The organism is Novosphingobium sp. (assembly GCF_032093395.1).
Taxonomy (GTDB): domain Bacteria; phylum Pseudomonadota; class Alphaproteobacteria; order Sphingomonadales; family Sphingomonadaceae; genus Novosphingobium.
The window spans coordinates 60,913-84,322 of record NZ_DAMDBA010000009.1; the positions used below are offsets into that span (position 1 = coordinate 60,913).

Sequence of the window (23,410 nt, forward strand, 5' to 3'; positions counted from 1 at the left end):
GCGGGCTGCCAAGCCTGTGACAATTGGCGACAATAAAGCCGCCGTTCGGCACAACTGAGCGACAGGCCGGGATTAGACAGGATCACAGAAAGCCGCGGGGCTGTTCTTCCCCCTCCCTTCCCCGCCCCACGGCTTTCGCAAGTTCCCGCAGAAGGAGAGCCACGAGGATGAACCGCTTTACCAAGATCACCCTCGGCCTTTCCGCCGCCGCGCTGGCCATCGGAGGCGTGGCCTGCGCCCAGACGCCCGCAACGCCTTCTCCCGCCCCCGAAAGAGGCCCCGAACGCACGGAAACTCGCGCGGAAGCGCAGGCTCGCGCCGAAGAAATGTTCGTCCGCCTGGACGTGAACAAGGACGGCAGGCTCGACCGCGCCGACCGTGAGGCTCGCCGTCAGCAGATGCGCGAAGCGATGTTCGACCGGCTTGATACCAACAAGGACGGCTCGATCTCCAAGGCCGAATTCCTTGCCGATCGCGGCCCCGAAGGCGATCGTGGTCCCCGGCCCGACGGAGAGCGGATGCGGGACATGCCCCCGCCGCCCGGCGCCCCCGATATGGCCGCTCCTGGTGTGGCCGGTCCCGAAAGCGACGGCCCGGCCCGCGATCATCCCGAGCGACGTCGTGGTCACGGTGACCGGCATGGGGACCGTCACGGCATGAAGGGCCCGATGATGGGCTTCGGCAAGGCCGATGCCGATGGCGACCGCAGCATCACCCGTGCAGAATTCGTCGCCGCCGCGCTCCAGCGTTTCGACGGGATGGACGGCAACAAGGACGGCAAGGTCACGCCCGAGGAACGCCGCGCCGCGCACGAGCGGATGCGGGCCGAATGGAAGGGCAGCAAGGGAGACAGGCGTCAGGATTCGCCGCCGCCCGCCCCACCAGCAGCGCCTGCTCCGAAGTGATGGTTCCGCCCCGAAAGACGGCCGGAAAAGGAATGGAATGAACGACATCTCACCTGCCCGCATCCTGCTGGTCGATGACGAAGCCGCCCTTCGCGAACCCTTGGCCGACTATCTGTCGCGCCAGGGGTTTGCCGTAACGCCGGCAACCAGCGCCGCCGACGCCCGCAACAGGCTGCGCGACGAGAAGCCCGATCTCGTCCTGCTGGACATCATGATGCCCGGCGAGGACGGCCTGTCGCTCTGCCGGCACTTGGTGGAGGCGCAGGACGTTCCGGTGATCTTCCTCACTGCGCGCGGCGAGGCGACCGATCGCATCGTCGGTCTGGAAATCGGCGCCGACGACTATGTGGTAAAGCCGTTCGAACCGCGCGAACTGGTCGCCCGCATCCGCTCCGTCCTGCGCCGCGCCGCCCGCGTTCCCGCGCAGGCCCCCGAAAACGAGGCTTTCGCTTTCGAAGGCTGGCTGCTCGATCCGCTCAAGCGCCGCCTTTCGGATGCCGAAGGCGCGACCGTGCCGATTTCTTCGGTAGAATTTCGCCTGCTGATGGCCTTCCTCGAACATCCGCGCCAGGTGCTCAACCGCGATCGCCTGCTCGACATGGTGCAGGGCCGCGAGGCCCACCTGTTCGACCGCGCGGTGGACAACCAGGTCAGCCGCCTGCGCCGCAAGATCGAGGTGGATTCGCGCAATCCGCAACTGATCCAGACCGTCTGGGGCGGCGGCTACATGCTGGCCACGGACGTCCGGCGCGTGCCGCTGGAAGCGGACTGAGCCAGCCCTGACCATGTCGAGCTTGGCCATGTCGACCCTCAAGATGCCGCGCCCCCACAGCCTGATGGGCCAGATGCTGCTGGCAGTGGCCGTGGCGCTGATGCTCGTGCAGGGCCTCGGCGCATTCTTCGTCTACCGCGCCCAACGCGACGGCTACGAAGCGAGCATGCTCAATGCCTCCGCCTTCCGCCTGATCATGGAAACGCGCGGGCCCCGCGCCCTGTCGCGCCATCGCGACGGCCAACGCGACGGCCCCCGCGTGCCGCTCTCCGGGCCGCCGCCCAAGGGCTACCATCTCGAATACAGCACCCGTTCGCCCGCTGCCCCCGGCGAGAGCCGCGATGCCGAGGCCGAGGTCGGCCTGGCCAAGATCCTCGCCGACCAGGAGTTCCCTGTGCGTGAGATCGTGGTCGTCCACCGCGACGTCGGCCGCGACCGGGTGGCCCGTCGCAATGCCCTCGACCGCGCGGCCGACTATGGCCTCTCGCAGGAAGACACCGAGCGCATGCTGCGCTCCAACCTGCTCGTGGTCGGCGTGCGCACCGAAGAGAACGGCAGCTGGATCATCTCGCGGGTGCGCGCACCGCGTCCCGAGAACGTGCTGCTGACGCCGATCCTGGTCCAGACGATCCTGATCTACGTCGTGGTCATGGGCGCCGTCGCGCTGATCCTGCGCCGCATCACCCGGCCTCTGGCGGCGCTGACTCGCCGCCTGGAGCGCTTCGCCGCCACGCAGGACCTCGACGGCCAGCTTCCGCCGTCCGGTCCCGAGGACATGCAGCGGCTGATCGTTGCCCACAATGCCATGGAATCGCGCATCGCCGCCCTGCTCGACGAGAAGAACGTGATGCTCGGCGCCATCGGCCACGATCTCAAGACCCCGCTCGCGGCCCTGCGCGTCCGGATCGAATCCGTTACCGACGATGCCGAGCGCGAACGCATGGCGGCCACCATCGAGGACATCGTGCATACGCTGGACGACATCCTCTCGCTCGCCCGCGTCGGTCGCCCCAGCGATCCTCTCGAACGCACCGAGCTATCCGCGCTGATGTTCTCGGTGATCGAGGAGTACGAGGACATGGGCGAGCCCGTGGAAGTGGGCGAAACCGAGCGGATGGCGCTGGAACTGCGCCCCACCTGGATCCGCCGCGCCTTGCGCAACCTGATCGGCAACGCCCTGCGCTATGGCGAACGTGCCCGCGTTTCGCTAGCGAAGGAGACCGAACGCGACGGTTCTTCGCGCGCGGTCATCCTGATAGAGGACGATGGCCCCGGCATTCCGGAGGATTCCATCGATGCGATGATGAACCCCTTCACGCGCGGTGACCCTTCGCGCAACAGCGCCACCGGCGGCGCTGGCCTGGGCCTGGCGCTCGCTCGTGCCATCGCCGACCAGCATGGCGGCGCGCTGGTCCTGTCGAACCGGGTTTCGGCGGAAGGTGTCGTCGAGGGCCTGGACGCAAGGCTGGAACTGCCGCTCAACTGATCGGCGAGCTTACTTCATTCTCGCGAATTCGGTGTCGATCTGCGCGCCCAGCATGTCGTCGAGCAACCCGCAATTGCGCACGCGTTCGATGGCGCGATCGAGTTCCAGCGCGCCGGGCGTCCCCGCCAGCCGTGCCTCGAAGTCGCGGGCGATGCGCGCCGCGCGATCTACCGAGCAGAACCGCCCCAGCATCTGCGGCAGGCGCGTGACCAGAAACGGGCCGTCGCTGCCATCCAGCAGGACGTCGAGATTTTCCAGAGCCCAATCGTAGCCCATGTCCCGCGTCGCGCTGCGGGCCATGATCCCGTCCAGCAGATCACGACGTTCGCTGTCCCGCAGGCGGGGATCGTCCAGCGCCAGAAGCCAGGCGGCGAGCTTGGGATCGCTGGTGCGTGACGCCGCCGCCAGCGCCGCCGGTCGAAACACCGGGTCTTCGGAGGCCAGCGCCCGGTCCACCAGATCGCGCGCGGCCTTGATGTCGCGCTTGTTCAGGTAGAGATCCAGCGCATGATCGAACCAGGCGGGATCGAGAGCCGCCTTGTCCCCTGCCAAGTAAGCCACCATGGCATCGGCAAGGCGATCGCGCAGTTGTGCCCCCCGCCCGGTACCCAGCAGCGTGGAGACGACCTGCACCCGCCGCTGCTTGCGTGGGCGGGCATCATGCGCATAGACGCCGAAAGCCGGATCGAAGCCGAGATCCTTGAGCATCGGCGCATAGAGCCTCTCGCGCAGCCGATTGAAGCCAAGGCGGCCCCGTGGGCCGACGAAGCCCTGCATGCGATAGCGGGAAAGCGCCTTGTCCGGCGCGTCGGCGGCATGCGGATCGGCGTGGTGGATCAGCTTGCGCGCCAGTTCGGCCATTTCCGATACGTTGCCCCTTCCCGCACGGATCGAGGCATCGAGAGAATCGACCAGAGCCAGCGCTTCGCCACCGGGAAGACCATCGGCTCCGGCGATCAGTTGCTGCCAGTGCCCGGCCGTCAGTTCGAACCGATAGTAGCCGCTGCCGCCCGCATTGGGGAAGACCGGCCCCTGGCCCGGAACGGTGAAGCTCTGGTTCTGCCGATCCATGATCGCGCAGGTGCGCTGCGCGCCGCGCCGGAAGCAGAGCGGGATGGTCCAGCGCACTTCGGGCGGCGCCACGCCTGCAGTAGTGTAGCGGAGCTGGGTGACGGCGATCCTGTCTCCGCTCTGGCGCAATGCCAGGAGCGGCACGCCCTGCTGCTCGACGAAGCTGCGCATGGCCGGAACGAGCCGGGGATCGCCCGCCACTTCGGCCAGGGCGCCGAAAAAGTCCGCGCTGGTGGCAGTGCCTTGCCGATGCGCGGCGATATAACGGCGCACACCCTCGCGAAACCGATCCTCGCCGAGCCACTGGGCGACCATGCCGACGACATGCCCGCCTTTGCCGTAAGTGATCGAATCGAAGGCCGAATCTATTCGTTCGCTGGTGTCGATCGGCTGGCGGATCGGCCGCCCCGCCAGCAACCCATCGGTATCCATCGCCTGATAGCCGGTGCCCAACGCGTCCCCGGCGATACCCAGGTCCGGGCGCCACTGTTCGCCCACGCGGTAGCCGATCCAATTGGCGAAACTCTCGTTAAGCCAGAGGTCGTCCCACCATTCCGGCGTCACGAGATCGCCGAACCACTGATGGCCAAGTTCGTGCCCGACGATCATGCCGAACTGGCGCTGCTGCTCCACCGGGGCATTCTCGTCCATGACCAGTATATCGTCGCGATAGAGATCGGCGCCGGGATTCTCCATGGCGCCGGGCAGGATCGGGGTGGTCACCTGGTCGAGCTTGGGAAAGGGAAACCGCTCGCCGAAATAGTCTTCGAGCAGAGCGACGATGCGCTTGCTGCCCTCCAGAGCGAAAGCCAGGTTCGCAGCGTTCTGGCCGGTGGAGACGATCCGCAGCGGCAGCGGCTCGGGCCTTTGCGGCGTTGGCGGCACCTCGCCCGAGAGCATGGCGAAAGGCCCCGCCATCATCGCCACCAGATAGGTGGGCAGCGGCGGTCCAGACCCGAAGCGGTGGACGGCAAGGCCATCTTCCATGCCCGGCGCACCGATTTCCGGCCCGTTGCTGATCGCGGACAGGCCCGCCGGGGTTCGCAACGTGATGTCGAAAGGCGTCTTGAAGCCGGGCTGGTCGAAGCAGGGGAAGGCCGCGCGCGCATCGATCGACTGGAACTGGCTCCAGGCATACCAGGCGCCGTCCACGTTCACCCGGAACAGGCCCGCCGGGCCTTGGGCAAAGGCTGCCGAATAGTCGAACGAGAGCGTTACCGGCCCTGCCGGAAGCGGCTCGTCGAAACGCAGTTCGGCCAGGCCGAGTGCGTCCAATTGCCGCCAGTGTCCCTGGACGATCCGCGTGCCGATCCCCGTTCTGATTTGCGCCTCGGCGCGGGTCATGTCGAGGTCTCGGCCGTGAAGGTAGATCCGGGACGTCTGCTCCGCCGCCGTCACGTCGATCTCGACATGACCCGAAAAGCGGGGCTTGGCGGGATCGAGGGTCACGTCCAGTCGATAGGCCGCGGGCTGGACCACGGCATCGAGACGACCGAACGGCAGATCGGGCTTACGATCTGCAATCACGATGCCGCTGGCGGCAGGCTGCAAGTCCGCATCCGCCTGGGCCGCGCCGGAACCCAGCAGCAGCATTGCCAGCAGGACCGGCCGACCTAATCTCAGGGGGCCCAATCTCAGGGGGCCTGATCTCAGAAGGCCCATTCTCATTACATCGATCGGGCAGGTCAGCGCATCAGGCCCCCGATGAGATTGCGGGCGAAGCGACCCAGCCCCGGAAAGCCGATGGCCTTGCCGAAAGCGTCTCCCACCGTGCCGGCTGCCGCGCTGGCTGCCGAGGCCTTGGGGTTGGCCCGGCTCTTCTTTCCCTGCACCGACTGGGCCAGGATCGAGCCCGCGCTGGCCGCCGCCGCGCCGGCCGCAGCCTTGGCCACCTTGCCGCCGAGACCGTCCCACAAGCTGGGGTTCTTGCGCTCCTGCCGAGAGACTTCCTCCCTTCCCTTGTCCGCCACTTCCTGCGCGGTCGCCGCTGCATCGGCGGCCTTCGCGGCGAGCACTTCTTCGGCGCTCTCGCGATTGACGGGGGTGTCGTACTTGCCCTCGCAAGGGCTGATCGACTGCACGATCGCCCGCTCCTTCGGCTCCACCGGCCCCAGCCGCGAGCGCGGCGGCGCGATCAGCGTGCGCTGGACCACGGTGGGAGCACCTTCGTCATCCAGCGTGGAAACCAGCGCCTCGCCCACTTTCAGCTCGGTGATCGCGGCTTCGACATCCAGATCGGGATTGATGCGAAACGTCTCCGCCGCCGCCTTGATCGCCTTCTTGTCACGCGGCGTGAACGCCCGCAGCGCATGCTGCACCCGATTACCAAGCTGTCCGGCGATATCCTCGGGAATGTCGATCGGGTTCTGGGTGACGAAGTAGACCCCCACCCCCTTCGAACGCACCAGGCGGACCACCTGCTCGACTTTGTCCTGAAGCGCCTTGGGCGCATCGTCGAACAGCAGGTGCGCCTCGTCGAAGAAGAACACCAGCTTCGGCTTGTCGGGATCGCCTATTTCCGGAAGCACCTCGAACAGCTCGGACAGCAGCCACAGCAGGAACGTGGCGTAGAGCTTGGGGCTGCGCATCAGCTTGTCGGCCGCCAGCACGTTGATGTAGCCGCGCCCCTTCTCGTCGCTGCGGATGAAATCGACGATTTCCAACGCCGGTTCGCCGAAAAACTGCGCGGCGCCCTGGCTGTCGAGCGCCAGAACCTGGCGCTGGATCGTGCCGACGCTGGCCTTGGTGACATTGCCGTACTTAGCCGAAAGCGCGGCGGCATTCTCGGCCACGTGGGCCAGCATGGCCTGAAGGTCGGGCAGGTCGAGCAGCAGCAGGCCCTGTTCGTCGGCATAGCGGAAGACGATGTTGAGTACGCCTTCCTGCGTATCGTTGAGGTCCATCAGCCGCGCCAGCAGCAGCGGCCCCATTTCGGAGATGGTGGTGCGGACCGGATGGCCCTGCTCGCCGTAGATGTCCCAGAAAATCGCCGGATTATCGGAATAGCCGTAGTCGGCGATGCCGATTTCCTTCGCGCGCGCCTCCAGGATGGCGGCGTTCTTGAACTGCGGGCTTCCGGCCATGGCGATCCCGGAGAGGTCGCCCTTCACGTCTGCAAGGAACACCGGCACCCCGGCGGCGGAGAACTGCTCGGCCATCGCCTGGAGCGTGACCGTCTTGCCGGTGCCGGTGGCGCCCGCGATCAGGCCGTGGCGGTTGGCCCGCCCCAGCCGCAGCACCTGCCGTTCGCCGTTTTCACCGAGTCCCAGGAAAATCTCGTCCATTCAACCGCTCCCTTGCACCCATGTGAAGTGATAGAGACGCCTGCGCACAAGAGCGAGAGGGATTTAGGGCGACAGGGATTTAGGGCGACAGGGATTTTGCCAGAGCCCGCGTTCATCGCTACAGGCGCGGCCAGGACCATGCCCGATCCCTTCGTTCTCCTTGATGATGCCCGTGGCGGCAATGCAGCGGATGCCCGGATCTACCGGACGCCGGTGGAACTGGTGGTGGCGCGCCATGCCCACGAAGTAGTGGACGCGCTTGCCCGGATCGAGGTGCTGTCGAACGAGGGCCTCCATCTGGCGGGATACATGGCCTACGAAGCGGGACTGGCGCTCGAACCGCGACTGGCCGCGCTGCTACCCGAGAGTGCGAGCGGCCACGGACCGCTGGTCTGGTTCGGCGCCTTCGACGGTTACGAGACGCTCCCTGCCGCCGAGGTACCGGACTGGCTGGCCCGCGACGCCCGGCCCGGCCCCATCGGCATCGGACCGCTCGAACCGCAGATCTCCACCGGTGACTATGGCCGCGCTTTCGCGAGACTCCACGAAGCCATCGCGGCGGGCGACATCTATCAGGCAAACCATACGTTTCCCCTGGCCGGGCCGTGGCATGGCGATCCGCTGGCGCTCTATGCCGCGATCCGCCCGGCGGCTGCGGCAGGCCACGGCGGCGTGGTCTGCGATGGATCGCACTGGCTGCTCAGCTTCTCGCCGGAACTGTTCTTCGCTCTGGAAGGCGGGCAGGTCATGGTGCGGCCGATGAAGGGCACCCGCCCACGCGGCCGGGACGAAGCCGGTGATGCGGCCCTGCGCGCGGACTTGGCCGCATCCGTCAAGGACCGGGCCGAGAACCTCATGATTCTGGACCTCATGCGCAACGACCTGTCGCGCGTGGCCGAACCCGGCACCGTCCACGCGGAGAATCCCTTCGCCATCGAGAGCTACCCGACCGTCCACCAGATGGTGTCCACCGTCCGCGCCGAACTGGCCCCGGGCAAGGGCGCCGTCGATATCCTGCGGGCGCTGTTTCCCTGCGGCTCGATCACCGGCGCGCCGAAAATCCGCGCCATGGAGCTGATCGCCGAAGTGGAACCTTATGCCCGAAATGCCTATTGCGGCTCGATCGGACGGATCGATCCCACTGGCGATGCCGCCTTCAATGTGGCAATCCGCACTCTGCATCTGCTGCCGGGCGCCAGTGGCAAGGATGCTCGCGACGACAGTAGCAGCGGCCGCGCCATCCTCGGCGTCGGTTCGGCCGTGGTCGCCGATTCACAAGCGCTTCCCGAATGGCGGGAATGCCTGGTCAAAGGGGGTTTCGTGAGAGAGTCGGCAGGGGCATCCTCGCCCGCCAGTTTCGACCTGATCGAGACGATGTGCTTCACGCCCGAAAAGGGCATCCCGCTGCTCGAACTCCATCTCGAGCGGATTCGCGCCAGCGCCGAAGCGCTGGGCTTCAGTTTCGATCGCCATGCCGTGCGCAATGCCATCCAGGCCCTGTGCTTCGATGCCGAGGCGCCTTCGAAGCTGCGCCTGGTCGCCGCCCGCAGCGGCGCCTATTCGCTCGAACTCGCGGAACGGCCCGCTGCGTTTTCCGGCCCCGTCACCGTGGGCGTGCTGCCTCTGCCAGTGGATAGCGGCGACTGGCGCCTGCGCCACAAGACCAGCGATCGCGGCTTCTACGAGGCTGGGCTTGCGGCGGCCCAGGCGGCCGGCGCGCAGGAAGCGCTGTTCCTGCGCGATGACGGCCTCGTCACCGAAGGCACCTTCACCAGCCTCTTCGTGGAACGCGGCGACACTCTGCTGACCCCGCCCGCCGCGCTGGGCCTCCTGCCTGGCGTGCTGCGCCGCTCGCTGATCGAGCAGGGCCGCGCGGAAGAGGCGGAATTGACGCTGGACGACCTTACGGACGGTTTCCTCATCGGCAACGCCCTGCGCGGGCTGATGCCGGCACGGCTGCTGGCGTGATGCACGTCTCCCCCGCTCTCTCGCGCATCGCCCCTTCGGGCACGACCGCGATGACGGATCGCGCCATCGAACTGCGCGAATCCGGTATCGATGTGATCTCGCTCTCGGTGGGCGAGCCGGACTTCGCGACCCCGCCCCACGTCATCGAAGCGGCTAAGGCAGCGCTGGATGCCGGGCAAACCAAATATACGGCGGTCGGCGGAACCTCGCAGCTGAAACAGGCCGCCGCGCTGCACTTTGCACGCGACCTCGGAATCGCGGTTCCACCCGCGCAAGTGACCGTGAGCGCGGGCGGCAAGCAGGCGATCTTCCACGCCATGCTGGCGACGCTGGGCGAAGATGACGAAGTGATCGTGCCCTCGCCCTGGTGGGTCAGCTATCCCGAGATCGTGCGCTTCGCAGGCGGCAAGGTGGTTCCCCTGCTCACCGCCGCGAAGGACAATTTCCGCTTCACGCCCGCCGATCTCGAAGCGCAGATCGGGCCGCGCACGCTCTGGGTGCTGCTCAACAGCCCCGGCAACCCGACCGGCGCCTATTATCCCGAGGACATGCTGCGCGGCATCGGCGACGTGTTGCGCCGCCATCCGCGCGTGATGGTGCTGTCGGACGATATCTACGCGCCGCTCAACTATACCGGTCGTGCTCACGCGACGCTGGCAAACCTCTGCCCGGACCTGGCAGATCGCATCCTGACCGTCTCCGGCGTATCCAAGAGCCATGCGATGACCGGCTTCCGCATCGGCATCGCCGCCGGGCCGCTTTGGCTGATCAAGGCGATGGAGAAGCTCCAGTCGCATTCCTCGGGCAACCCCTGCTCGATCAGCCAGGCCGCCGCCGTCGCCGCTTTCGAAGGTCCGCAGGATTTCCTGGCCGAATGGCGCGAGCGATTCCGCCAACGGCGCGACAAGGTCGTTTCCGCGATCAACGCCATCCCCGGCCTTTCCACGCCCTCGCCCGACGGTGCGTTCTACTGCATGATCGACGCCGCGCCGCTGATGGACCGGTTCGGCGGGGACGACGTGAAGCTGGTCCTGCACCTTCTGGAACACGGCGTAGCGCTGGTCCCGGCCTCTGCCTTCGGCGGGCGCGACGGTTTCCGCATCAGTTTCGCCGCGGACGACGCGCGGCTCGAAGAGGCGCTTCGGCGCATAGAGAAAGCATTGACGTAACATGGAACTGGAAATCCTCTTCGAGGACGGCGAAGCGCTGGTCATCGACAAGCCCGGCGGCCTTCCGCTCGATACGCCGCGCGCCGGCGGGCCGAGCCTCGAAGACCGGCTGGACGAACTGAAGCTTGGCTTCCAGCGGCACCCCGCGCCGGTTCACCGGCTCGACCGCGACACCTCGGGCTGCCTGCTGCTCGCCCGCAATCCAAAGGCGCTGAAGCGCTTTTCCGCCGCTTTCGAGGAGAAGCTGGTCCAGAAGCGCTACCTCGGTATCGTGGCGGGCACGCTGACGGAAGAGGAAGGGACCATCGCGCTCAACCTCTCCAAGGTCAGCACCGTCAAAGACGGCTGGCGCATGATCCCGGCAAAAAAGGGCAAGCCCGCCGTCACCCACTGGCGCAAGCTGGATGAGAAGAATGGGCTCACCCTGGTGGAATTCCGCCCGGAAACCGGCCGCACGCACCAGATTCGCGTCCACGCGGCTTCCGGCCTCGGCCTGCCGCTGCTCGGCGATCCGGTCTACGGCTCCAGCAAAGGCGCCCCGCGCACCATGCTCCACGCGGCGGGGATCACCGTGCCGCGCGGAGACAAGGAACCGATCGTGGCGGTAGCGCCGCTGCCGCGCGATTTCGCCGCGCTCGGCTTCAGCGATGAATGAGCGAGGTTGAGGCCACGATAGACCGCGCCCAGGCCCTGGCGAGCGAGAGCTTCATCGCCGCCTCCGGGCCGGGCGGCCAGAACGTCAACAAGGTGGCGACGGCGGTTCAACTGCGAATCAACGTCTATGCCCTGCGACTGGCGCCACTGGTTTTCGCGCGGCTGAAGGAGCTGGCGGGCAGCCGCATGACTTCGGGTGGAGAACTGATGTTCACCGCCCGCCGTTTCCGCACGCAGGAAGCCAACCGCGCAGATGCGCGCGAACGTCTCGCGGAAATGCTGCGCGAGGCGTTCAAACTACCGGAAAAGCGCGCTAAGAGCCGGCTTAACCGAGTGGGCAAGGAGCAGCGGCTGAAAGGCAAGAAACTGCGCGGCTCGGTAAAGGCCGGGCGCGGCAAAGTCAGTTTCGACTGAGGTTCACTCGGCCTGTGCGGCTGCCTCAGCAGGCGCCGCGGCAGATGCGGTGGGTTCCGGGCGAGCGTCGAACATCTCCGCGGCATCGGCCAGAGCCTCCGTTTCCCCGGCCGTGACGTCATCCGGCCCCGGCGATGGATCGGACTGTCCGCAAGCCGCCAGGGACAAGGTTGCGGCGAGGAGGCAGAGTGTTCGCATGTCCATTTCCTATCCGACAGACGTTACCATCTCAAACGATCCGAGCCTGCCTGCGCGATAGAACCGCGTCATCCTGAACTTGTTTCAGGATCCATTTCCGACCATCAGCGGTGGATTGTTCGGCATGGATCCTGAATCAAGTTCAGGATGACGGAGAGCCATGGGCGACCTCGGCTTGTCATCTTCCAACGCCTTCGCAACCCTGCCGCTTTCCCGGACTTCCCACTGACACCGTTTGCCCCGATACCTGTCGTCGGCAGCAAACAGCCAAGAGGAGTCGTCATGTCGAAGATCGTCGTCGTCGTTGGAAGCCTTCGCGCCGAATCGTACAATCGCCAGTTCGCAGAGGCCCTGACCCGCCTGCCGGCCGCTTCCGGCCATGATTTCGTCTTTGCGGACATCGGTTCGCTGCCGCTCTACGATCAGGATGATGACGGCGATCAGGCGCAGTCGGTGAAGGATCTCAAGGAACTGGTCCGCAGCAGCGACGGCGTGATCTTCGTGACGCCCGAGTACAATCGCTCGATCCCCGGCGTGCTCAAGAACGCCATCGACAATGCCTCGCGCCCTTATGGCGACAGTGCCTGGGCGGGCAAGCCCGCGGGCGTGATCGGCGTCTCGATCGGCGCGGCCGGTACGGCCTTGGCACAGCAGCACTTGCGCAATGTGCTGGCCTATCTCGACATGCCGACCCTCGGCGCGCCGGAAGCCTTCATCCAGTGGAAGGACGGTCTGATCACCCCGGACGGCACGATCGGCGAGCAGTCGGCCGGTTTCGTCGGCAGCTGGCTGGAGGCGTTCTTCGCGCTGGTGAACCGCCACCAGGATTGAACCGAAACGTCGTCCCGGACTTGATCCGGGACCGCTGGCCGAGCCGCGCCTTGCTCGCGATGAGGCGCCTAAAGTATTGCCAGCGGTCCCGGATCGGTGTCCGGGACGACGGAGTGCTTACAGAATTCCCGCCGTCTTTCCCGCGCGAGTGAACATGCCGATGATCTGCTGGACCTGTTCGGCCGAATGTTCGGCGCAGAGTGAGCAGCGCAACAGGGTCATGTTGGCAGGCGTTGCCGGCGGACGCGCGAGGTTCACGTAAAGACCTTCGTGCAGCAGCGCCTCCCACATCATCGCACCGCGTTCGAGATCGGGCATGATCACCGCGATGATCGCGCTCTGCGGTTCGTCCGTGCCGAGCTGGAAGCCGGCATCGGTCAAGCCTTTGTGCAGGGTGCGCGAGCTTTCCCAGAGGTGGGCGCGCTTTTCGGCGGCCGTCATCAGCTTGCGGATCGAGGTCGTGGCGGTGGCGACGACGCTGGGCGGCAGGCTGGCGGTGAACACGTAGGGACGGCAGACCAGGCGCATGATCTCGAACTTCGGGTGGTTCGAGACGCAGAAGCCGCCGACCGTGCCGACCGACTTGGAGAACGTGCCGATCACGAAGTCCACGTCGTCGAGGCAACCCTGGTCCTCGGCCACGCCGCGCCCGTTGGGGCCGATGAAGCCCATCGAGTGCGCTTCGTCCACCAGCACCATGGCGCCGTACTTCTTGGCGACGGCGATCATCTCCTTGAGCGGGGCGATGTCGCCCAGCATCGAGTAGACCCCTTCCAGCACGACCAGCTTGCCTGCGCCTTCGGGAATGCGGCGCAGGCGCTTTTCCATCGCCTCGATGTCGTTGTGCTTGAAAGGAACGACTTCGGCGTCGCCCATCTTGCAGCCGTCCCAGATGGAAGCATGGCTGTCGATGTCGAGGATGATGTAGTCACCCTTGCCCGCGATCGTCGAGATGATGCCCAGGTTGGCCTGGTAGCCGGTGGAGAACACCATGGCGTGCTTCATGTCGTAGAAGTCGCATAGCGCTTCCTCGACCGCCTTGTGGCCCGCGTAAGTGCCGTTGAGGACGCGGCTGCCGGTGGTGCCGGCGCCGAAGTCGTCCAGCGCCTGCTTGCCCGCCGCGATCACGTCCGGATCGAAGGTCATGCCCATGTAGTTGTAGGTGCCGAGCAGGATCGTCTCGCGGCCATTGCACAGGGCGACGGTGGGCGAGATCACCTTTTCCATGACGAGGCCGAACGGATCGGTGACGCCGGTGGAAAGCAGATCGCGGCGCATTTCGATCAGGGGATCGAACTTGCTGAACAGGTCGGTGTGGGCCTGCGTTTCGTTTTCGCTGAGCATGTCGGTCATCGCGGAAAATCCCTCAGCCCTGAAGCTTGACCACGGCGTCCACGAGCTGGCCGTAGTTCTCGATCTCGGCCTGCTGGTTCATCGAGATGATGATGTCGAATTCGTCCTCGATCGCGGCCACGAAGTCCATGACGGTCAGGCTGTCGAATTCCAGGTCGTCGGTGAAGCGGGTCGCGTCGGTCACGGCCACGCCCTTCTTGTTGAAGGGCTCGATCAGCGCGGCGATGCGGGCCGAGGTCTCTGCGCGGTCCATGGTCATGTCAACTCCGGTAATTTCGGGCGGCGCTCTGGCCGATAATTGCGGCGCAAAAGCGGCGGCGGAGGGTAAAGTCAAGCATCTGCGGCCTTGCTCGTATCACAGAAGCGCCCGGACTGCCTGCATGAACGGCCCGATCGAAACCGGTTTGGCCAGATAGCCCTCGGCCCCGGCCTCGCGGATGCGCTCCTCGTCGCCCTTGCCGGCATAGGCGGTGACGGCAAGCACGGGAATCGTGCGCAGAACGGCGTCCTTCTTGGCCGCCTCGATCAGGTCCAGCCCCGAGACATTGGGAAGCTGAATGTCCATGATGACAAGGTTGGGCACGAACTGCCGCGCGCGTTCCAGCGCGTCGAGCCCGTCGGCCACCGGCTCCACGGCGAAGCCCTGGCTCCTGAGAACGTCGCAAAAGAGCTTTCGATTGAGGTCGTTGTCCTCGACAACTAGGATACGCTTTGCCATTCGACGCGGGATCACCATCTAGGTCGGGAACACCCGCTCTATGACACGCAAGCGAGACTGACAATTCTTCGAGAGTCGCCATCCCCATCGCAGGACCCGCAGGCTCTGGCGCTCGCCGCCCTCGGATGGGTGCTGACGGACCAGGACCGCGCCGAGCGTTTCCTGTCGCTCACCGGCCTGACGCCGGACGTGCTGCGCGCCTCGCTGGGCGAGCCTGCGACGATGGCAGCCGTGCTGGAATTCCTCTTCTCGCATGAGCCGGACCTGTTGGCCGCCGCCGATGCGCTGGAGGTGACGCCGGAAACGCTGGCGCGCGCGCGCGAAAGGCTGGGCGCATGACGAACCCCGCGGGCCGCCCCCTGCTCATCACCGATTGCGACGAAGTGCTGCTCTACATGGTCTCGCACTTCCGTGATTGGCTGGCCGAGGAAGAGGGGGTCACCTTCACTTTCGATCGGGGCGAATTCTCGGGCGCCATGAGCCATGTCGGCTCCGGCGAAGTGCTGGAGCCGGCGGCGATGTGGTCGCTGCTGAACAGGTTCTTCGACGGGCAGATGCATCGCCAGACCCCGGTGGACGGCGCGGTGGAGGCGCTGCGCGAGATATCCCGCCATGCCGACGTGGTGGTACTGACCAACCTCATGGATTTCCGCCAGGAAGCCCGCCGCCTGCAACTGGCGGAACATGGCCTCGACTTGCGCGTCTTCACCAACCAGGGCCCGAAAGGCCCCGCGCTGAAAGCCATTCTCGACGAATACCAGCCGTCGCGCGCGGTCTTCGTGGACGATCTGGCGCAGCACCACGATTCGGTGGCTGCGGTGACGCCCGAGGTTGGACGCCTGCACTTCTGCGCCGAGCCGCTGCTCGCGCCGCATATCGTCTGCGCCCATATCGCCGGCCATGCCCATGCGCGGATCGACCGCTGGCCGGACGCCGCGCCCTGGCTGATCGACTGGCTGACGCGCGCAGAGGCCGTAAAGACCGAATCCTGATCCCCGCCCCCTACATCTCGCCCCCTACAAGGAAGACGCCAAGATGAGTGCAATCGAATCCCGCCTGGCCGAGCTTGGCCTCACGCTTCCCGAGCCCGCCGCACCCGTCGCGGCCTATGTGCCGGTGGTGGTCGCGGGCGGCCTGGCCCATGTTTCGGGGCAGCTGCCTTTCGTCGAGGGCAAGCTGGTGACCGGCCGGCTGGGCGAGGACGTCTCGCTGGACGCCGGCGTGGAAGCGGCGCAGGCCTGCGCGGTGATGATCCTGGCCCAGCTCAAGGCCGCGCTCGGCTCGCTCGACCGCGTGGAGCGCGTGGTCAAGCTGGGCGCCTTCGTCAATTCCACGGGTGACTTCACCGACCAGCCCAAAGTTGCCAACGGCGCTTCGGAACTGATGGTCGCGGTGTTCGGCGAACCGGGAAAGCATGCCCGCAGCGCCGTGGGCGTGCCCGTACTGCCGCTCGGCGCCGCTGTCGAAGTGGACGCCATCGTTGCCGTTCGCCCTGCTTGACCGCTGGTGTTCGCCGCCGCCCGATCCGCGCAAGGTCGGGTGGATCGGCGAGCACGACTACGCCCATCGCGGGCTGCACGGCGCAGTGATACCGGAAAATTCGCTCGCGGCCTTCCGGCTGGCGATCGAGGAAGGCTACGGAATCGAACTGGACGTGCAGCGCGCGGGCGATGGCACCCCGGTGGTCTTCCACGATTCGGTGCTGGATCGGCTGACGGCGGAAACCGGTGAGATCGCGCGCCGCAGCGCGGCCCAGCTGGCTACGGTGACCCTGGGCGGAACGGCGGAAAGCATTCCCAGCCTGCGCCAGACCCTTACCCTGATCGGCGGCCGCAAGCCGGTGCTGATCGAGCTGAAGTCCTCGCGCGGCACCCGCATCGCCCCGCTCTGCCTGGCGGTGCGGCGCGTGCTGGAGGGCTACACCGGCCCCCACGCGGTGATGAGTTTCGACCCCCGCGTCTCGCGCTGGTATCGGCGTCATTCTCCGCACACGGTGCGGGGCCTTATCGTTTCGGAGGGCGAGGATCGCGCCCTGCCCGGCAAGATCCGGCGGCATCTCGCACTGTGGCAGGCCGGGCCCGACTTCCTCGCCTACGACATTCGCGATCTGCCCAGCCGTTTCGCCGCTGCGCAGCGCAGGCGTGGGCTTGCCCTGGCGACCTGGACCGTGCGTCGCCCGGACCACCACGAGCGCGCCGGCATCCATGCCGATGCGGTGATCTTCGAACGTCCCTCGGAAGAGCCGGCGTGAGCGATCGCGACAACAAAGAATTCGTCGCGCGTCTCCATGGCGCGGTGGGCGGGCTTCCGGCGGACGAATGGGATGCTCTGACGGACGGTGGCAACCCCTTCGTGTCCCACGCCTTCCTCGCGGTCATGGAGGAATCCGGCAGCGTCGGTGGCGACAGCGGCTGGACGCCAGTGCCGATCACCGTGGCCGGCCCGGACGGACGGCTGGCGGCGGCGCTGCCGGCCTATCTGAAGGAACACAGCCAAGGCGAATACGTCTTCGACCATGCCTGGGCCGACGCTTGGCACCGGGCGGGAGGATCGTATTATCCCAAGCTCCAGATTTCCGTTCCTTTCACCCCGGCCACCGGCCCTCGCCTGCTGACCCGCCACGCCGAACTGGCCCCGGCCCTGATCGCCGCCGCAGAATCGGTCTGCCGCGACAATGGCCTGTCCTCCGCCCACGCGACTTTCGTCGAGCCCGCACAAGTGCCGTTCTTCGAAGCGGCGGGATGGCTGCTGCGGGAGGATATCCAGTTCCACTGGGAAAACCGCGGCTATGCCGATTTCGATGGGTTTCTCGACGCGCTCTCGTCCCGCAAGCGCAAGGACATCCGCAAGGAGCGGGAGAAGGCGCAGGAAGACGTCGATATCCGCGCGCTTACCGGCAGCGACTTGCGCGAAGAGCATTGGGACGCGTTCTGGACCTTCTACCAGGCCACCGGGGCACGGAAGTGGGGACAGCCCTATCTCACGCGCGAGGCGTTCTCGTTGCTGAGCCGGACGATGGCCGACCGCATCCTGCTGCTCCTCGCCTATATCGACGGTCGGCCGGTGGCGGGAGCGCTTAACTTCATCGGCAGCGAGGCGCTTTACGGGCGCTACTGGGGCGCGCTGGTGGACAAGCCCTTCCTGCATTTCGAACTCTGCTACTACCAGGCGATAGACGCGGCCATCGCGCTCGGCCTGTCGCGCGTGGAAGCGGGGGCGCAGGGCGGCCACAAGCTGGCGCGCGGATATGAGCCGGTCCGGACGGTTTCGGCCCATTACATCGTTCACCAGGGCCTGCGCACCGCGATCGCGGACTATCTCGAACGGGAGCGGGCAGGCATTGCGGGCGACCAGCTCCTGCTGGACGAACGGACGCCTTTCCGGAAGGTCTAGGCGGGCGGATCGTAAACTGCCCTAAGCGGCATGCCGCGCCTTGGCTGACAGCCACTGGCGCGCCCGCCGCTGGGCTTCGGCGATTTCACGCGCGGTCATATCCTCCGCAACTTCGGCCCGGCAGGTCGCCGCCTCGCTGTCCCCGCCCAGAGCTGCGAGGTTGAACCACTTATGGGCTTCGACCAGATCGCAGGCAGCGCCATGACTGCCGGTGGAAAACACCACCCCCAGATCGAAGCAGGCCGAACCGTCGCCCGCCGCAGCGGCGGCAAGTCGTTCGGGCAGCAACATGTCCGGAGCCTCCGTCCCGATCGGAGCCTGTTTCATCGTCCGCTAACCTCCGTTTTACGGCCGTCGGGTCCGATGCGACGAGGCGGGCTCGAGACGGGCACCAGACTGGCAACCCGGCGTTAAGGATAGACTTGAAGCATTCCCTGTAAGTTTACGGTGTAGAGTTGCTTTGGAAACGGGTGCCTGATCGAACGGGCATTCAGGTTTTTTGTGGACTGCCATGGTTATAGCCTTGTGCAGGTAATAAGGCGGTCCTATAGGCCGCCGCACCACGGTTTGCCGGGAGGCCACTGGAAAAATCCGGGGTCGTAGGGCGTAGGCAGGCCGGGGGGATTCGTGCGGAGATTCTCTGGATGGCAACGGCCCTAGCTGACGAAATTGATGTCCTCGCCAAGGCCAAGCGCATGCTTGGCGGTTCTTATGTTCCCGTAGAAAACGAAGCCTACATGTGCGAGGCTCAGCAAGACTACTTCCGGCGCCTGCTTCTGGCCTGGAAGAAATCGATTCTCGATGCCGCCGCCGGTACGCTGGCACAGCTTCAGGACGGCCCGATTCGGGAGCCCGATCTGAACGACCGTGCTTCCAGCGAGACCGACTGGGGCATCGAACTGCGTACCCGCGATCGCCAGCGCAAGCTGATCGCCAAGATCGATTCCGCCCTGCGGCGCATCGAGGAAGGCGAATACGGTTACTGCGAAGTGACGGGCGAACCGATCGGCCTGGGCCGTCTCGAGGCGCGCCCGATCGCCACCATGACCGTGGAAGCGCAGGAAGCGCACGAGCGCCGCGAGAAAGTGTCGCGCGAAGAGTAAGTCCTCTTCCTCTGAGGGGAACCTTTCGCCCTGCTCGTTCACGGATGCCGCTTGCCGGCCCCCGTGGACGGAGCGGGGTGTTAAGGCTTTCTTTGTCACTCGCTTCTAGGTATCGACAGGAACCGCGTCCCGCGCGCGGGGCCATGACTATCGCGAGCCCGTGTTCGTGATATCATCGGCCAGATCGAATGCCGCCAGATCGAATGCCGGACGAGAGCCCATGACCCAGACGGAAAATCGCCAGATCGCGCGTGACAGCCTGTTCCTCATGGCCGACTTGCGCATCGACGGCCTGGACGGCGAATACCGGATCAAGGTCCGCAACCTGTCCGCCGGCGGCATGATGGGCGAAGGCGGTATCCAGGTCATGCGCGGCACGCTCGTCGCCGTGAGCATCCGCAATATCGGATGGATTTCCGGTACCGTGGCCTGGGTGCAGGAAAATCGCTTCGGCGTGGCCTTCACCGAGGAAATCGACCCCAAGCTGGCCCGCTCTTCGGTCACGCCGGTACCGGACGACAAGCCCGATTTCGTCCGCGATTACGAAGCGCAATATGCGCCGCCGACGACCGTTCAGAAGAACCTTCGCAAACTCTGATCCGGGTAAGGCAATGCCGCTGTGCGGGCATCCCGTTCCCACGACGTGCCCGTGTCTCATCCGCGCTTCGGCAAAAAATCGGCGCGGCGAGCCTCCAGCCATTTGCGCGACGCGACGAATCGATTAGGCCATCTGCATGCTCGCCCCGCGTAAAGTCCTGCGGCCCTTGGCCAACCTGGCGATCGCGCTGGCCCTGTCCGCCTGCGGACAAACCGACAATTCCGCGCTGAGCATTGCCGTCATCGGCTCTCCCGGCGATGCTTTCGACGCCGACGCGGTTGCAAGCCCGGCCGGCCAGCTGGTGCGGGCTTCCACGACCGAGGGCCTGGTGTCCTTCGACGAGAAGGGCCGGGTAATCCCTGCCCTTGCCGATCGCTGGATCGTGACGGACGATGGCCAGAGCTACATTTTCCGTCTTCGCGATGGAGATTGGCCTTCCGGTGACCCGCTGACCGCCGAATCGGCCAAGATCGCGCTCCGCACGGCTCTCGATGCGCTGGACGGCACGCCGCTCGCCTACGACTTGGCGGGTATCGAGGATATCCGGACGATGGCCGGCCGCGTCGTGGAAATCCGGCTCACTCGCCCGATGCCCTACCTGCTCCAGCTTCTGGCACAACCGGAGCTTGGACTGACGTTCAAGCAGCGCGGCGCCGGGCCGATGCGGCTGGAGCGCGATGGCGCGGTGGCGCGCCTTACCCCGATCGATCCCGCGACGATCGGACTGCCCGCCGTGGAGAACTGGACGCAGCGCGTCCGCCGCATCGATGTTCAGGCGGTGGACGGTCCGACCGCCGTAGAGGCTTTCAACGCCGGCAAGGTCGATCTCGTGCTGGGCGGAGAGATCCAGCATTTCCCGCTGACCCGTTCGGTGGGCATCCTGCGCGGGACGATCCAGGTGGACCCGGTAACGGGCCTGTTCGGGCTCAGGGTCATGAACGAAGAGGGTTTCCTTGCAGACCCCGCGAATCGCGAGGCCCTGGCCATGGCGATCGACCGCGAAGGGCTGATCGCACAGTTCAGCCTTGGCGGCTGGTCTCCCACCACGCGCTTGGTATCGCCCAGCCTGGACGGCGATCTCGGCACCATTGGCGAACGCTGGAGCGAGCAGCCCATCGACGATCGCCGGGCCATCGCCGCCGGGCGCGTTCGTCGCTGGGCGGCGACCGGCAACGAAGCGCCGGGTCCGGTTCTTCACATCTGGCTGCCGGCAGGAAGCGGCGCGGATCTCCTGTTCGACAAGCTTTCCGCCGATCTCGCCGCCATCGGCGTTCGCCTCCAGCGCGCGGACGATCCTGCAGATGCCGACCTGCGCTTGATGGACGAAGTTGCCCGCTATCCCCGCGCGGCCTGGTTCCTCAATCGGCTGGCGTGCAGCACCCGGCAGGGTCTTTGCTCTCCCGATGCCGATGCCCGGGTAGCCGAGGCCGCCACCGCCTCTCCCGAAGAACGCGCGTCGCTGCTGACCGAGGCGGAAGCCGAGTTGACCGCGGCCAACGTCTTCATCCCCTTCGGCCCGCCGATCCGCTGGTCGCTGGTGCGCGGCAGCGTCGCCGGTTTCGCACCCAACACCTGGGGCTGGCACCCCTTGATGCCGCTGGCATGGATCCCCAGATAATTGTCCTGAACCTTTCAGGAGAGGCACGAATTTGGCGACTGGACAGACTTCCGCCCGCCGCATGAACCTGGACCTGCCGCTCGGGTCCGACCCGATTTCGGTCAGCCGTCGCATCGAAATGCTGGAGCATGTGCTGGAGCGGGCGATCGCCCTGCCCGGCCTGCGCCGAAAGGTAGGGCTCGATTCCGTGGTGGGACTGGTCCCGGTGGCCGGAGACGTGATCTCCGCCGCGCTGGGCATGTATATCGTCTGGGAAGCGCGCAATCTGGGCATGCCGAAATGGCAGCTTGCCCGCATGACAGCGAATGTCGGCATCGATACGTTGCTCGGTGCCATTCCGCTGGCGGGTGACCTGTTCGATTTCGTGTTCCGCTCGAACAGCCGCAATCTGCGGATCATCCGCAAGCACATGGACCGTCATCACCCCCATACCCGCGTGATCGAGGGCTAAGGCGGATCGCAGCGTCAGTCGGGCGTCGGCCGGCGCGGAACGGGTGGGCGATGATAGCTGACGTCGTTCCGGTCGCGCCGGGCCTGACAGGGCTCCTCCAGGGTATAAGCGCTGGACGGCGCGGGCGCATTTGCGGCCTTGGGCACGTCATAAGTACCTTCCACGATCGTCACCCGATCGGCGATGCGCCATTCCCCGCCACGTCTGCGGAAATGATCGATGTAGCGCCCGGTGGACATGAAGTTCGGTCCTTGCGCCGTCACGCCCGAAAAGTGGTAATAGGTTTCGCAGAAGGCTTCGTCGCCCGCCAGCTCGCAGACGTGGTTGAGAATCGCATGCTGGGTCGCTTCGAACATCAGCGTCGTGCGATCCGCCCATTCGACGAACGCGTCGGGCGGACCCACGAAATGGCCGTGATCCTCGACTGCATCGTCCCAATAGCAGCTTCGGACAAGGGCATTGTCCAGCCGGTCCAGCCCGCGCGCATAGCGCAGGAGAACCTGATGAATGTCATGCCGGTCTGCCAGTTCCGCCAACTTCGAGGACCTGTCCGTCACCCTGCCTACCCTCGCGCGAGATTGTTCTCAGCCGAGGGTAGTCGCCGCGATGCGTCAGGGTAAGCGGCTAGAGTCCAGGGTCATGCGGTTTTCGTGACGGCGATCAGGTCGCATTTCTGGTTGGTTTCCTTGGCGCCGCCGCCGAGGAAAGCCACCGCCAGGAAGCCCGCCACCACGGCCACCGCGAAAGCCGCCGTCACCTTGCCAAGGTGCTTGTCGATCACCGCCTTGATCGGCGCCCCGAACAGACGGAACAGCACGCCCACGATCATGAAGCTGATCGAGCGCGAGACGACCGAGGCCGCGATGAACACGGCGAGGTTCATGCCGATGAAGCCCGCTGTGATCGTCAGCAGCTTGAAGGGGATCGGCGTGGCGCCCTTCACCACGATGATTTCCGCGCCGTATTCGCGCAGATAGCACGCCGCCTTGGGGAAGCTGTCCGCCAGGCCAAGCGCTTGCAGCAGCGCTTCTCCGAACGCCGCATAGGCGAAGTGACCGATGGCATAACCCAGCAGGCCTCCCACCACGGACGCCAGCGTGGCGATGATCGCGAAGCGAATCGCCTTCTTCGGCTCGGCCAGGCACATCAGCCCGAGGAGCGGATGCGGCGGCACGGGGAAGAAGCTTGCTTCCATGAAGGCGAACAGGGCCAGCCACCATTCGGCATGGCGGTGCGCCGCCTTGGCCATGGTCCAGTCGTAAAGGCGGCGCAGCATCGGGTTCTCCGGATCAGGATGGACGCCGTGCTTAGTAGGCCGACGGCATAGCGGCAAGCCATAACCCATTTGGTTATAAATGCTTGACTTTCGGATGCGCTATTGGTACAAACAGAGAACATCGAGAGCGACTGATTCGCTTCGATCT

26 protein-coding genes are annotated in these 23,410 nt (G+C 66.0%); 17 read left to right on the top strand and 9 right to left on the bottom strand.

Going from position 1 to position 23,410, the window contains the following annotated elements; genetic code table 11:
- Positions 1-167 precede the first annotated feature (167 nt).
- Genes RT424_RS05275 through RT424_RS05285 form a run of 3 tightly spaced genes read left to right on the top strand, consistent with a single transcriptional unit; the run spans position 168 to position 3,163 of the window.
- A complete protein-coding gene (locus RT424_RS05275) occupies positions 168-905 on the top strand; it encodes an EF-hand domain-containing protein (protein WP_313435016.1) in 738 nt (245 codons plus the stop codon).
- Positions 906-942: 37 nt separating this feature from the next.
- Positions 943-1,677, top strand: a complete 735-nt coding sequence (locus RT424_RS05280; protein WP_313435018.1) for a response regulator — start codon at positions 943-945, stop codon at positions 1,675-1,677.
- A 28-nt stretch (positions 1,678-1,705) separates the two neighbouring features.
- Positions 1,706-3,163 carry an ATP-binding protein gene (locus tag RT424_RS05285; protein WP_313435020.1) on the top strand — a complete coding sequence of 486 codons (1,458 nt, stop codon included), beginning with the start codon at positions 1,706-1,708 and terminating at the stop codon, positions 3,161-3,163.
- A gap of 9 nt (positions 3,164-3,172) precedes the next feature.
- Here RT424_RS05285 and RT424_RS05290 read toward each other — a convergent pair whose 3' ends face one another.
- Positions 3,173-5,827 (bottom strand): M1 family metallopeptidase, encoded by a 2,655-nt coding sequence (locus RT424_RS05290; protein WP_313435022.1) that lies wholly within the window; start codon positions 5,825-5,827, stop codon positions 3,173-3,175.
- 92 nt (positions 5,828-5,919) lie between these two features.
- Positions 5,920-7,518 carry a helicase HerA-like domain-containing protein gene (locus tag RT424_RS05295; RefSeq protein WP_313435024.1) on the bottom strand — a complete coding sequence of 533 codons (1,599 nt, stop codon included), beginning with the start codon at positions 7,516-7,518 and terminating at the stop codon, positions 5,920-5,922.
- Positions 7,519-7,656: 138 nt separating this feature from the next.
- Between RT424_RS05295 and pabB the strand changes: the two genes are divergently transcribed.
- Genes pabB through arfB form a run of 4 tightly spaced genes read left to right on the top strand, consistent with a single transcriptional unit; the run spans position 7,657 to position 11,723 of the window.
- Positions 7,657-9,486 carry an aminodeoxychorismate synthase component I gene (pabB, locus tag RT424_RS05300; RefSeq protein WP_313435026.1) on the top strand — a complete coding sequence of 610 codons (1,830 nt, stop codon included), beginning with the start codon at positions 7,657-7,659 and terminating at the stop codon, positions 9,484-9,486.
- A complete protein-coding gene (locus tag RT424_RS05305; protein ID WP_313435028.1) occupies positions 9,486-10,655 on the top strand; it encodes a pyridoxal phosphate-dependent aminotransferase in 1,170 nt (389 codons plus the stop codon). Before pabB ends, RT424_RS05305 begins: the two co-directional genes overlap by 1 nt.
- A 1-nt stretch (position 10,656) precedes the next feature.
- Positions 10,657-11,310: an RluA family pseudouridine synthase gene (locus RT424_RS05310; protein ID WP_313435030.1), complete on the top strand. Its 654-nt coding sequence runs from the start codon at positions 10,657-10,659 to the stop codon at positions 11,308-11,310.
- Positions 11,307-11,723 (top strand): alternative ribosome rescue aminoacyl-tRNA hydrolase ArfB, encoded by a 417-nt coding sequence (arfB, locus tag RT424_RS05315; protein ID WP_313435032.1) that lies wholly within the window; start codon positions 11,307-11,309, stop codon positions 11,721-11,723. Before RT424_RS05310 ends, arfB begins: the two co-directional genes overlap by 4 nt.
- A 3-nt stretch (positions 11,724-11,726) precedes the next feature.
- Here the strand turns inward: arfB and RT424_RS05320 are convergent, their stop codons facing one another.
- Entirely contained in the window at positions 11,727-11,921 is a 195-nt protein-coding gene (locus RT424_RS05320) for a hypothetical protein (protein WP_313435034.1), read from the bottom strand.
- A gap of 282 nt (positions 11,922-12,203) precedes the next feature.
- Here RT424_RS05320 and RT424_RS05325 point away from each other — a divergent pair, with 282 nt between their 5' ends.
- Positions 12,204-12,752, top strand: coding sequence for an NAD(P)H-dependent oxidoreductase (locus RT424_RS05325; protein WP_313435036.1), 549 nt, complete (start codon positions 12,204-12,206; stop codon positions 12,750-12,752).
- 117 nt (positions 12,753-12,869) lie between these two features.
- Here the strand turns inward: RT424_RS05325 and spt are convergent, their stop codons facing one another.
- From spt to RT424_RS05340, 3 genes are all read right to left on the bottom strand, one after another.
- Positions 12,870-14,105 carry a serine palmitoyltransferase gene (gene spt, locus RT424_RS05330; protein WP_313435038.1) on the bottom strand — a complete coding sequence of 412 codons (1,236 nt, stop codon included), beginning with the start codon at positions 14,103-14,105 and terminating at the stop codon, positions 12,870-12,872.
- Between the two features lie 13 nt (positions 14,106-14,118).
- Positions 14,119-14,358, bottom strand: a complete 240-nt coding sequence (locus RT424_RS05335; RefSeq protein ID WP_031341387.1) for an acyl carrier protein — start codon at positions 14,356-14,358, stop codon at positions 14,119-14,121.
- Between the two features lie 102 nt (positions 14,359-14,460).
- Positions 14,461-14,823, bottom strand: a complete 363-nt coding sequence (locus tag RT424_RS05340; protein ID WP_147216554.1) for a response regulator — start codon at positions 14,821-14,823, stop codon at positions 14,461-14,463.
- Between the two features lie 63 nt (positions 14,824-14,886).
- Between RT424_RS05340 and RT424_RS05345 the strand changes: the two genes are divergently transcribed.
- Genes RT424_RS05345 through RT424_RS05365 form a run of 5 tightly spaced genes read left to right on the top strand, consistent with a single transcriptional unit; the run spans position 14,887 to position 18,216 of the window.
- Positions 14,887-15,162 (top strand): DUF3572 domain-containing protein, encoded by a 276-nt coding sequence (locus tag RT424_RS05345; protein ID WP_313435129.1) that lies wholly within the window; start codon positions 14,887-14,889, stop codon positions 15,160-15,162.
- Positions 15,159-15,815: an HAD family hydrolase gene (locus tag RT424_RS05350; RefSeq protein WP_313435045.1), complete on the top strand. Its 657-nt coding sequence runs from the start codon at positions 15,159-15,161 to the stop codon at positions 15,813-15,815. Before RT424_RS05345 ends, RT424_RS05350 begins: the two co-directional genes overlap by 4 nt.
- A 43-nt stretch (positions 15,816-15,858) precedes the next feature.
- A complete protein-coding gene (locus tag RT424_RS05355; protein ID WP_313435047.1) occupies positions 15,859-16,323 on the top strand; it encodes a RidA family protein in 465 nt (154 codons plus the stop codon).
- Positions 16,304-17,074 (top strand): glycerophosphodiester phosphodiesterase family protein, encoded by a 771-nt coding sequence (locus RT424_RS05360; RefSeq protein ID WP_313435049.1) that lies wholly within the window; start codon positions 16,304-16,306, stop codon positions 17,072-17,074. Before RT424_RS05355 ends, RT424_RS05360 begins: the two co-directional genes overlap by 20 nt.
- Positions 17,071-18,216 carry a GNAT family N-acetyltransferase gene (locus RT424_RS05365; RefSeq protein WP_313435051.1) on the top strand — a complete coding sequence of 382 codons (1,146 nt, stop codon included), beginning with the start codon at positions 17,071-17,073 and terminating at the stop codon, positions 18,214-18,216. Before RT424_RS05360 ends, RT424_RS05365 begins: the two co-directional genes overlap by 4 nt.
- A gap of 21 nt (positions 18,217-18,237) precedes the next feature.
- Here RT424_RS05365 and RT424_RS05370 read toward each other — a convergent pair whose 3' ends face one another.
- On the bottom strand, positions 18,238-18,543 hold the full coding sequence (locus RT424_RS05370) for a hypothetical protein (RefSeq protein ID WP_313435053.1): 306 nt from the start codon (positions 18,541-18,543) through the stop codon (positions 18,238-18,240).
- Positions 18,544-18,860: 317 nt separating this feature from the next.
- Here RT424_RS05370 and dksA point away from each other — a divergent pair, with 317 nt between their 5' ends.
- The 4 genes from dksA (at position 18,861) to RT424_RS05390 (ending at position 21,986) form a co-directional block, all read left to right on the top strand.
- Positions 18,861-19,319, top strand: a complete 459-nt coding sequence (gene dksA / locus RT424_RS05375) for an RNA polymerase-binding protein DksA (protein WP_086492403.1) — start codon at positions 18,861-18,863, stop codon at positions 19,317-19,319.
- 220 nt (positions 19,320-19,539) lie between these two features.
- Positions 19,540-19,917 carry a PilZ domain-containing protein gene (locus RT424_RS05380; protein WP_313435056.1) on the top strand — a complete coding sequence of 126 codons (378 nt, stop codon included), beginning with the start codon at positions 19,540-19,542 and terminating at the stop codon, positions 19,915-19,917.
- Between the two features lie 136 nt (positions 19,918-20,053).
- Complete coding sequence (locus RT424_RS05385; protein ID WP_313435058.1) at positions 20,054-21,535, top strand: ABC transporter substrate-binding protein; 1,482 nt, start codon at positions 20,054-20,056, stop codon at positions 21,533-21,535.
- A gap of 61 nt (positions 21,536-21,596) precedes the next feature.
- Complete coding sequence (locus tag RT424_RS05390) at positions 21,597-21,986, top strand: DUF4112 domain-containing protein (protein ID WP_313435131.1); 390 nt, start codon at positions 21,597-21,599, stop codon at positions 21,984-21,986.
- 14 nt (positions 21,987-22,000) lie between these two features.
- Here the strand turns inward: RT424_RS05390 and RT424_RS05395 are convergent, their stop codons facing one another.
- Both RT424_RS05395 and RT424_RS05400 read right to left on the bottom strand, forming a co-directional pair.
- Positions 22,001-22,543 (bottom strand): nuclear transport factor 2 family protein, encoded by a 543-nt coding sequence (locus RT424_RS05395; RefSeq protein WP_313435060.1) that lies wholly within the window; start codon positions 22,541-22,543, stop codon positions 22,001-22,003.
- 80 nt (positions 22,544-22,623) lie between these two features.
- The gene (locus tag RT424_RS05400) at positions 22,624-23,262 is read right to left on the bottom strand and encodes a YqaA family protein (protein WP_313435062.1); all 639 of its coding nucleotides are present in this window, start codon (positions 23,260-23,262) and stop codon (positions 22,624-22,626) included.
- Between the last annotated feature and the right edge of the window lie 148 nt (positions 23,263-23,410).

Excerpts from the sequence above, each read along its gene's own strand:
- RT424_RS05380 (WP_313435056.1), top strand. The coding sequence starts at position 19,540 with ATGACCCAGACGGAAAATCGCCAGATCGCGCGTGACAGCCTGTTCCTC.
- RT424_RS05290 (WP_313435022.1), bottom strand. The coding sequence starts at position 5,827 with ATGCTGCTGCTGGGTTCCGGCGCGGCCCAGGCGGATGCGGACTTGCAG.
- RT424_RS05390 (WP_313435131.1), top strand. The coding sequence starts at position 21,597 with ATGAACCTGGACCTGCCGCTCGGGTCCGACCCGATTTCGGTCAGCCGT.
- RT424_RS05370 (WP_313435053.1), bottom strand. The coding sequence starts at position 18,543 with ATGAAACAGGCTCCGATCGGGACGGAGGCTCCGGACATGTTGCTGCCC.
- RT424_RS05320 (WP_313435034.1), bottom strand. The coding sequence starts at position 11,921 with ATGCGAACACTCTGCCTCCTCGCCGCAACCTTGTCCCTGGCGGCTTGC.
- RT424_RS05305 (WP_313435028.1), top strand. The coding sequence starts at position 9,486 with ATGCACGTCTCCCCCGCTCTCTCGCGCATCGCCCCTTCGGGCACGACC.
- RT424_RS05350 (WP_313435045.1), top strand. The coding sequence starts at position 15,159 with ATGACGAACCCCGCGGGCCGCCCCCTGCTCATCACCGATTGCGACGAA.
- RT424_RS05285 (WP_313435020.1), top strand. The coding sequence starts at position 1,706 with ATGTCGACCCTCAAGATGCCGCGCCCCCACAGCCTGATGGGCCAGATG.
- RT424_RS05385 (WP_313435058.1), top strand. The coding sequence starts at position 20,054 with ATGCTCGCCCCGCGTAAAGTCCTGCGGCCCTTGGCCAACCTGGCGATC.
- dksA (WP_086492403.1), top strand. The coding sequence starts at position 18,861 with ATGGCAACGGCCCTAGCTGACGAAATTGATGTCCTCGCCAAGGCCAAG.
- RT424_RS05400 (WP_313435062.1), bottom strand. The coding sequence starts at position 23,262 with ATGCTGCGCCGCCTTTACGACTGGACCATGGCCAAGGCGGCGCACCGC.
- spt (WP_313435038.1), bottom strand. The coding sequence starts at position 14,105 with ATGACCGACATGCTCAGCGAAAACGAAACGCAGGCCCACACCGACCTG.
- RT424_RS05295 (WP_313435024.1), bottom strand. The coding sequence starts at position 7,518 with ATGGACGAGATTTTCCTGGGACTCGGTGAAAACGGCGAACGGCAGGTG.
- pabB (WP_313435026.1), top strand. The coding sequence starts at position 7,657 with ATGCCCGATCCCTTCGTTCTCCTTGATGATGCCCGTGGCGGCAATGCA.
- RT424_RS05275 (WP_313435016.1), top strand. The coding sequence starts at position 168 with ATGAACCGCTTTACCAAGATCACCCTCGGCCTTTCCGCCGCCGCGCTG.
- arfB (WP_313435032.1), top strand. The coding sequence starts at position 11,307 with ATGAGCGAGGTTGAGGCCACGATAGACCGCGCCCAGGCCCTGGCGAGC.
- RT424_RS05335 (WP_031341387.1), bottom strand. The coding sequence starts at position 14,358 with ATGGACCGCGCAGAGACCTCGGCCCGCATCGCCGCGCTGATCGAGCCC.
- RT424_RS05340 (WP_147216554.1), bottom strand. The coding sequence starts at position 14,823 with ATGGCAAAGCGTATCCTAGTTGTCGAGGACAACGACCTCAATCGAAAG.
- RT424_RS05325 (WP_313435036.1), top strand. The coding sequence starts at position 12,204 with ATGTCGAAGATCGTCGTCGTCGTTGGAAGCCTTCGCGCCGAATCGTAC.
- RT424_RS05310 (WP_313435030.1), top strand. The coding sequence starts at position 10,657 with ATGGAACTGGAAATCCTCTTCGAGGACGGCGAAGCGCTGGTCATCGAC.
- RT424_RS05280 (WP_313435018.1), top strand. The coding sequence starts at position 943 with ATGAACGACATCTCACCTGCCCGCATCCTGCTGGTCGATGACGAAGCC.
- RT424_RS05355 (WP_313435047.1), top strand. The coding sequence starts at position 15,859 with ATGAGTGCAATCGAATCCCGCCTGGCCGAGCTTGGCCTCACGCTTCCC.